Source organism: Pseudomonas sp. P5_A12 (assembly GCF_056400685.1).
On sequence record NZ_JBFUKU010000468.1, the window covers coordinates 1 to 2,774 of the forward strand.

Annotated in this window: 3 protein-coding genes; all 3 read left to right on the plus strand. The window is 62.7% G+C overall.

The annotated features are described in order from the left end of the window. Window positions 1-396, plus strand: a 396-nt coding sequence (locus AC1DSG_RS29985) for an acyl-CoA dehydrogenase family protein (RefSeq protein WP_477794107.1), incomplete at its 5' end; no start/stop codon positions are given. Continuing rightward, the gene (locus AC1DSG_RS29990) at window positions 393-1,535 is read left to right on the plus strand and encodes an acyl-CoA dehydrogenase family protein (RefSeq protein WP_477794108.1); all 1,143 of its coding nucleotides are present in this window, start codon (window positions 393-395) and stop codon (window positions 1,533-1,535) included. The genes AC1DSG_RS29985 and AC1DSG_RS29990, both read left to right, overlap by 4 nt. Before the next feature lie 242 nt (window positions 1,536-1,777). Continuing rightward, a partial coding sequence (locus tag AC1DSG_RS29995; protein WP_477794109.1) for an AMP-binding protein occupies window positions 1,778-2,774 on the plus strand: 997 nt, incomplete at its 3' end.

Sequence of the window (2,774 nt, forward strand, 5' to 3'; positions counted from 1 at the left end):
CGCGAGTACCTGCCGGCGCCACAGACTCAGAGCGAACATGCTCTGCAGGCGCGGGCCACGGCCTGCGCGATGAATGAGCAGGCCTACAACCTGACCGTGCAGCGCATGGGTGAAGAGGCGCGGGCCGGCGATGACATCGGCGGCCTGATGTCGATCATGAAACTGGTGCACACCGAACAGGAGCGCGACAAGTTTGAAGTGCTGCTCGATGCCATGGCCGGGCATGCCTTCGGTTGGGACAGTCCGGCGTTCAGCGAGCAGCAACAGGCGGTAACCCGTTCCTGGTTGAACAGCTATGCGCTGACCATTTCCGGCGGGGCCTCTGAGATCCAGTTGAATGTCATTGCCAAGCGCGTACTGGGCTTGCCCGACGCTAAAAAAGGAGTCACCCCATGAGCCTGCGTTACAACGATGACCAGCGTTTGCTGGCCGACAGCGCCCGGGATTTTCTCGCCGGTCGCAGTCCGGTGAGTGCTCAGCGTCGGCTGCGCGATAGCGCGTTGCAACAGGGTTTCGATGCGCAGGTATGGCGCGACGCGGTCGATCTGGGCTGGAGTGCGATTGCGTTTCCAGAAGACTTCGGCGGTCTGGATTTCGGTTGCAAGGGGCTGGGACCGATCTTCGAGTCCATGGGCCGTAACCTGTCCGCCATACCGCTGTTGTCCAGCGTGGTACTGGGTGGTTCATTGGTGCACCTGGCGGGCAATTCGGCGCAACAGACGCAGTGGTTGCAAGCAGTCATAGGCGGTGAACAGCGCTTGGCTCTGGCCGTGGACGAACAATCGCGCCACGACCCGAGCCGCATTGCCCTTGAGGCGAAGGCCGAGGGCGAGGGCTATCGCTTGCAGGGTGACAAGTTCTGGGTGGTCGACGGCCTGGGTGCCGACGCCTATGTGGTGGCGGCGCGCACGTCCGGGCAGCCGGGCGAGACGCAGGGCATCAGTCTGTTTCTGGTACCGGCCGATACGCAGGGTTTGACCGTCAGTGCCTTGCCGCTGATCGATTCGCGCAACAGCGCACGCCTGCAACTGGACCAGGTGCAGTTGGGCAGCGAAGCGCTGCTGGGCACCTTGGGCGAGGGCTGGGCCGCGCTGGAAACTGCGCTGGACCGTGGCCGCGCCTGCCTGGCGGCGGAACTGTTGGGGATGGCCGAGCAACTGTTCGAAACCACCCTGGAATACCTCAAGACCCGCGTGCAGTTCGACGCACCCATTGGCACCTTCCAGGTCCTGCAACATCGCGCAGCGCAAATGTACGTCGACCTGGCGCTGAGCCGCAGCGCGCTGATGGCCGCATTGGCAACCCTGGATGACGCCAGCCTCGAACCTCGGGCACGCGCTCGACTGGTCAGCCTGGCGAAGTGGAAGGCCGGAGACACGGCGATCAAGGTTGCCAACGAAGCGGTGCAGATGCACGGCGGCATTGGTGTCACCGACGAGCTGGATGTCGGCCTGTACCTCAAGCGCGTCCGCGTTGCGCAGAGCTGCCTGGGCGATCGGGATTTCCATTGCGAACGCTATTCCGCCCACGCGTAAACCCCTGTGGGAGCGAGCCTGCTCGCGAAGGCGCAGTGTCAGGCAACGAGGATGTTGGATGTGCTGGCCTCTTCGCGRGCAAGCCCGCTCCCACAAGGAATCGCGGGTGTCCCCGAACTTGCATACAACGCAACACCCCTGTGGGAGCGGGCTTGCTCGCGAAGGCGGAGTGTCAGTCCATGAAGATATTGAATGTGCCGGCCGCTCCCACATGTCTTTCGCCCGTTCTGGAGAAAACAAAAATGAGCATTGAACGCTGGCAAACCGCGTGGCGGCAATTGATCGCCCCCGGTGCGCCGTTTGAGGTGGTGAGCCCCGATGACGGCGCTCCACGTTACTTCCGTCACGCCGCGCACGACTTGCTGCAGGTATTCGACGCCGGTCGGGTGCACGGCGAGCGTGAATTCCTGGTCTGGGAGTCGCAACGCCTGACCTTCAACCAGTTCTTTGATCAGGTCGATCGTCTGGCCGGGCAGATGGTCGCTCGTTTCGGCGTGCAACCGGGTGAGCGGGTGGCGATTGCCATGCGTAACCAGCCAGCGTGGCTAGTGGCCTTCGCCGCAATCGTGCGCTGTGGCGCGGTGTGTGTGCCGCTCAACAGTTGGGGGTTGCGTGACGAATTGCAGTACGCGTTGCAAGACAGCGATTCGCGCCTGCTGCTGTGTGATGAAGCCCGTCTTGATACCCTGCATGAAGATCTGGCCCGTGAGCGGCGAGGCACGATTGTTGTCGGGGTTCACGCAGAAAGGTTGCCCGAACACTGCCTGCATTTTGAAGACCTGATCAGCGCCCCTGTATCGCCGTTGCCGGTGCTGAACATCGACCCCGAGACGCCAGCGCTGATCCTCTACACCTCGGGTACGACCAGTCGCGCCAAGGGCGCCGTGTCGAGTCACCGGGCAATCTGCCAGGCGCTTTACGCCCTGGATTTCCAGGGCGCGTTTTGCGCCATGAGCTCTCCCGAGCGTATCGGCGTGGTGATCAACAGCGGCTATCCACCAACCACTCTGTCGGCAGTACCGCTGTTCCATGTCAGCGGCTTGCATGCGCAGTTCTTGTCGGCACTGCGCGGCGGTCGGCGCTTGATGCTGATGTACAAGTGGGATGTCGAACGTGYCATCGATCTCATTCGCGATGAGCGCTGCACCCAGTTCAACGGGGCACCGGTGATGATGCAGCAACTGCTTGCTTCACCACGTTTTGGCGGCGAGCACACCGCCAGCCTGTTCGGTCTTGGAC